7 protein-coding genes are annotated in these 4,823 nt (G+C 71.3%); 2 read left to right on the top strand and 5 right to left on the bottom strand.

The genetic code is table 11. The features are described 5' to 3' along the window. On the top strand, window positions 1–594 hold a 594-nt coding region (locus tag AB0I76_RS22575), incomplete at its 5' end, for a zinc-binding dehydrogenase (protein ID WP_357038761.1). On the opposite strand, the gene AB0I76_RS22570 is transcribed toward AB0I76_RS22575, so the two are convergent. Genes AB0I76_RS22570 through AB0I76_RS22555 form a run of 4 tightly spaced genes read right to left on the bottom strand, consistent with a single transcriptional unit; the run spans window position 506 to window position 3,896 of the window. Beyond that, window positions 506–1,321 (bottom strand): GNAT family N-acetyltransferase, encoded by an 816-nt coding sequence (locus AB0I76_RS22570; RefSeq protein WP_357038758.1) that lies wholly within the window; start codon window positions 1,319–1,321, stop codon window positions 506–508. The two genes, AB0I76_RS22575 and AB0I76_RS22570, sit on opposite strands and share 89 nt — an antisense overlap. 22 nt (window positions 1,322–1,343) lie before the next feature. Beyond that, a complete protein-coding gene (locus tag AB0I76_RS22565; RefSeq protein WP_357038755.1) occupies window positions 1,344–1,907 on the bottom strand; it encodes an NAD(P)H-dependent oxidoreductase in 564 nt (187 codons plus the stop codon). Then, on the bottom strand, window positions 1,900–2,823 hold the full coding sequence (locus AB0I76_RS22560) for an arylamine N-acetyltransferase (protein WP_357038752.1): 924 nt from the start codon (window positions 2,821–2,823) through the stop codon (window positions 1,900–1,902). The genes AB0I76_RS22565 and AB0I76_RS22560 overlap by 8 nt, the downstream gene beginning before the upstream one ends. A gap of 17 nt (window positions 2,824–2,840) precedes the next feature. After that, complete coding sequence (locus AB0I76_RS22555) at window positions 2,841–3,896, bottom strand: LacI family DNA-binding transcriptional regulator (RefSeq protein WP_357038749.1); 1,056 nt, start codon at window positions 3,894–3,896, stop codon at window positions 2,841–2,843. A 198-nt stretch (window positions 3,897–4,094) separates the two neighbouring features. Between AB0I76_RS22555 and AB0I76_RS22550 the strand changes: the two genes are divergently transcribed. After that, on the top strand, window positions 4,095–4,481 hold the full coding sequence (locus AB0I76_RS22550; protein WP_357038746.1) for a pyridoxamine 5'-phosphate oxidase family protein: 387 nt from the start codon (window positions 4,095–4,097) through the stop codon (window positions 4,479–4,481). 85 nt (window positions 4,482–4,566) lie between these two features. Here AB0I76_RS22550 and AB0I76_RS22545 read toward each other — a convergent pair. Continuing rightward, on the bottom strand, window positions 4,567–4,823 hold a 257-nt coding region (locus AB0I76_RS22545), incomplete at its 5' end, for a helix-turn-helix transcriptional regulator (RefSeq protein ID WP_357038743.1).

Genomic DNA, 4,823 nt, shown 5'->3' with positions numbered 1-4,823 from the left:
GTGCTCACCGGGGTCGGCGCGGTCCGGCGTACGGCGCGGGTCGCCCCGGGCGAGTCGGTCGCGGTGATCGGCCTGGGCGGGGTGGGGTTGTCCGTGGTCGGTGCCGCCCGCGCGGCCGGCGCCGGACGGGTGCTGGCCGTCGACGTGTCACCGGCGAAGGCGGAGCTGGCCCTCGCGGTCGGCGCCACCGACTTCCTGGTCGCCGACGACACGATCAGCCGCGCCGTACGGGAGCGGACCGACGGCCGGGGCGTGGACCACGCGTTCGAGTGCGTGGGGCGGGGCAGCACCATCCGTACCGCGTGGCGGGCCGCCCGGCGCGGTGGCCAGGTGACCGTGGTGGGCATGGGCGCCAAGGACGACGTCGTCCCGCTCAGCGCGCTGGAGATCTTCCACTCGGCCCGGACGCTGCGCTCGTCGGTCTACGGGTCGTCCGACCCGGACCGCGACCTGCCGGAGCTGGCCCGGGCGGTCCTCGACGGCAGCCTCGACCTCGCCCCGCTGATCACCGATCGCACCACCCTGGACGGTGCGGCGGCGGCGTTCGCGCGGATGGCCCGGGGCGAGGGCGCCCGCACCGTCGTGGTGCCCTGAGGCGTCGTTGGTGCGGTGACCCATGGACGTTCACCGGATCGGAAGGAGCGGACCCGCCGGAGCGCCATGACGCGGGCCAGGGGCGGGGCGTGGAGTACGGAGGGAGGTGCCGTTCGGCTGGTGGATCCGGAACCGCCAGCCCGAGGTACGTGAGCGGTCCGGGATCGGCGACGGGAAGCGGTCGGAACCCGAGCCGGTCGTAGAACGGCCGGGCCCGGCGGTTGGCGGTCACCATCCCGACGTGCACGGCGGGTGTTCCGCGTTCGCGTAGTGCGGTGACGAAGCGGTCGACGAGAGCCCGCCCGTGTCCGGACCTCCGGTATCCGGCGAGCAGGTCGATGTGCAGATGGGCGGGGTAGTGGGCGAGGTCCGGCAGCACCATCCGCTCGGGCGTGTGCAGCAGGTGCGCCATGACGGCGTCCGGCGTGGTCGGATCCCCGTTGGGCGGCGGATACCGGTCGCTGACCAGGGGCAGCCACTCGCTGCGGAACCGCCTGGCGAAAGCGGCGGTGTCGGCGGTGCCGAGGACGTATCCGACGGGTACACCATCGTGGTCCAGGACGAACGCCAGGTCGGGTTCCAGGTGGCTGTAGGGGTGGGCGAAGATCTCCGGCAGGATGTCCGGGTCGGCGTAGGAGGTCGAGGCGTCCTCGCCGGCGTCGGCGGTGCGGATGCAGATGTCGTGGACGGCGTCGCGGTCGTCGGGCTGGTACGGACGGATGATCAACACGGCTCCCGTTGCTCTCGGCTCAGCAGTCGTACGGTCGGTCGACCCTGGCGCCTGCCAGGGTGAGGGCCCACCAGTTCAACTGGCGCACCATCTCGGCCAGGGCGGCTTCGGCAGGCCCCGGGTCGCGCAGCTCGCCGTCGTCGTCGAACGCGTCGTGCACGTTCGGAATGAGGACGCCGGTGCGCATGGTGGGGACGTGCAGTTCGGCGAAGACGTTCCGCAGTTGTTCCACCGCGCGCAGACCGCCAGAGGCGCCGCCGTAGGAGACGAAGCCGAGGGGTTTGGCCCGCCACTGTTCGTACGGTGTGTCGATGGCCGTCTTCAGGGGGCCAGGGTAGCCGTGGTTGTACTCGGGCGTGACGACGACGAAGGCGTCGGCCCGTTCGACGCGCTTGGTGAACCGCTCGGCGTCACCGCCACCGGCCAGGTCCTCAGGGAGGTCGAGTTCGGCCAGGTCGAGATGGTCGACGGCGGCGTCAGTGTGCCTGTCGAGGTGGCGGAGGAACCATCGGGTCACCGTCGGGCCGATACGGTCGGCGCGGACACTGGCGGTGATGACGGCGAGGGAATAGGGGTCACGCATCGCGATCTCCTGCTGGCGGTCTGAGTTCCAGATCTGGCGCGGTGGGGCAGTCCCCGCCCGGCGGGGAGAGCGTGGCGACGAGGGCTCGGATCTCCGGCGGGCTCAGAGCGAGGCCGAACTCCTCGCCAAGCACGGCACCGTACTCCTGGTTGGTCAGCGACCGGGTGCTGGTCGTGGCGCCGGGGCGTTCCTCGCTGTAGACGCGGCCGATGAGCCGTCGGATCGCTGTGTCGTTCTTGCGGACGACGACGCACTGCTGGGTGAAGGGCGAGTGTGGGCTGGTGGCGGTGTTGTGGTTGGCGACCTCGACGTCCACCGGGTACTGCGGCTCCTCGGTGAAGGTCAGCAGCGTGGTCCAGGCGTCGATGATCCGCTCCTGCAGCCGCCAGGCGCCGTCCGCGCCGCGCCGGAGCTGGTACTCCCACGCGCCCTGCCGCTGCGGGTCGCCCTCCACCAGCGGCAACGGCTCGAGCAGGCCGGAGCCGAAGCCCACGTCGGCCAGCCACACCCGGTCGCCGTCGTCGACCCGCAGGACCAGGTGCGACCGTGGGCGCGGCTGCTCGGCCGGATCACCGGTACGGGCGAGCAGCCGGTCCACCCGATAACCGAGGCGCTGGAGTACCGCACCGAAGAGCACCCCGTGCTCGTAGCAGTACCCGCCGCGGCCGGCGTGGACGAGCTTGTCCTGCACCCGCGGCAGGTCCACCTCGACGCCCCGGCCGAGCATGACGTCCAGGTTCTCGAAGGCAATCGCTGCGATGTGTGCCTGGTGCAGGTTGCGGAGCGTCGTACCGTCTGGCGCGGTGGATCCCTGGTGACCGACGCGGCGCAGGTACGCGTCAAGATCGAGTGCATTGATCCGCCAGTGGACGACAGGGTCGACGAGGCCCAGTGGTGGAGGTGGTTGAGCGGTCACGTCACGTTCCTCTCGTCTCAGCGCGCGGGCACGGGTCCCGTGCTGGAGCGGACGACGAGTTCGGTTGGCAGGGTCACGCGATTCGGCGTGCCGTCGGGGTCGAGCAACATACGTGCCATCAACCGGCCCTTCTCGTGAATGGGTTGGCGGACGGTGGTCAGCCCGGCCGACGCCGCCAGCGGCACGTCGTCGAAGCCCGTGACCGACAGGTCTCGCCCAACGTGGAGGCCCATGCCGAGGGCGGCCTCGACGATGGCGGCGCCGAGCACGTCACTGTCCGCGGCGATGGCCGTCGGACGGTCGGGAGCCGCGAGGATCGCTGCCGCTGCCGCGCGGCCGGAGGCGGAGGCGTTGCTGCCTCCGCTGACGACACGCACCCGGGCGTCGGCAGGCAACCCCTGACGGATGCCGACCAGCCGGTTGCGCGAGTAGGGGTAGAGCGCCGCTTCGTCGACCCGGGAGACGATTCGGCCCGGCTCCCCCGGGGACGAGACCACGACCGCGACGTCACGATGGCGGAGGCCGGCCAGGTGGCGCCCGATGTCGACGCCCGCCTGACGGTCATCGATCAGCACGCAGCGGCCGGTGGCCGTCTCGCTGGAGCGGACCAGGGGAAGCCCCCGGTCGGACAGGGCGCGGACGGCGGGATGGTCGTCGGTGAGCCCGTCAGCCACCGCGCCGTCGATGACCGCCCGGTGCACGGCGGCGAGCGACTGGCGTACCTCCGCGTCGGTGAGCCCTTCGACGACCGGCGCGAACGGGATGAGCACCAGGCTGGTGCGGCTGTGCGCCAAGGTTTCGGCGAGGCCACCGAGCAGGGCGAGGACATAGGGATCACTGAAGGCGTACGTCAGTTCGGTCGTGAAGATGACGCCGATCGCGTTGGCCCGCCCGGTGCGCAACGACCTCGCGGCGGCGTCCGGCCCGGAGTAACCGAGTTCGCGAGCCACCGCCAGGATCCGTGACTGCATCTCCGGCGACAGCCGGTCCGGACGGTTGAAGGCGTACGACACCGCCGCCGTCGAGACCCCGGCTGCCTCTGCGACCGACCGCAATGTCACCCGGATCCCCATGACCCTCCTCGTGTTAATCGTTTAACATCGTGCATTGTGGAGAGCGAGACGTCAAGAAGAAGCCTACGAACCGAGGTCCCGTCGGCTGATGCGGGACAGGACGTGCTCCACCTCGGTAGCTGGCTCGCGGAGGTACAGGAAGCCACCTTTCGGCGGGCCCTTCCCGCCACGGCAGGCGCTTACCCACCGGGGAAGCGGATGACCGGTCCGCAACTGGTTGCCCAGCTCACGTCCGGCCGCTACGCCGTGCTCGCCACCAGCCGGCCCGACGGACGCCCGCATGCCATACCCACCGGGCTCGTCCTACACCACCGCTCGGTGTGGCTGCCGGTCACCCGCGGCGCCGTCCGTCTCGCCAACGTAGCCACGCACCCTTGGGCGTCCGTGGTCATGCTCGAAGGGTTCGGTCCGACCCATGCGCCGGTGATCCTTGAAGGACCTGCCGTCGCGGTCGACCGAGCCGACGAGGGGGTTCTGCAGAACGCGCAACAGCGGGGACGGGACATGTCCTGGGCGTCGTCGTGGATCAGACTCTCGCCAGAAAGGATCCTCAGTTACGCGGGCTCGGCGGTTCGATCGGCCTGACCGAGGGCAGGACAGCGAGCGCCCCGACCAAGCGATCTGCGGGTTGGGACAGGGTGGCCGGCCCCGGACCAGGTCACGCAGAGCACTAGTTCAGGGCCCGGACGAGTTCGGTCCGGGACCGGATCCCGAGCCGGTGGAAGATGTTGCGCAGGTGGTGGTCGACCGTCCGGGTGGACAGGAACATGCGGGCGGCGACCTCGCGGTTGGTGGCTCCCTCGGCGACCAGTTGGGCGATCCGCAGCTGCTGGCCGGTCAGCAGCCGCACCGCGGCCGGGTCGGCCGCACCGACGGACTCGCCGGCCGCCCGCAGCTCCGCGTGGGCGGACCAGGCCACCGCGGAGC

Source organism: Micromonospora sp. NPDC049799, assembly GCF_040656655.1.
Lineage (GTDB): Bacteria > Actinomycetota > Actinomycetes > Mycobacteriales > Micromonosporaceae > Micromonospora.
This window is presented reverse-complemented; position numbering and strand designations above follow the sequence as displayed.

Bases quoted from the DNA above. Each gene is read 5' to 3' on its own strand.
- AB0I76_RS22565 (WP_357038755.1), bottom strand. From the start codon at position 1,907: ATGCGTGACCCCTATTCCCTCGCCGTCATCACCGCCAGTGTCCGCGCC.
- AB0I76_RS22555 (WP_357038749.1), bottom strand. From the start codon at position 3,896: ATGGGGATCCGGGTGACATTGCGGTCGGTCGCAGAGGCAGCCGGGGTC.
- AB0I76_RS22550 (WP_357038746.1), top strand. From the start codon at position 4,095: ATGACCGGTCCGCAACTGGTTGCCCAGCTCACGTCCGGCCGCTACGCC.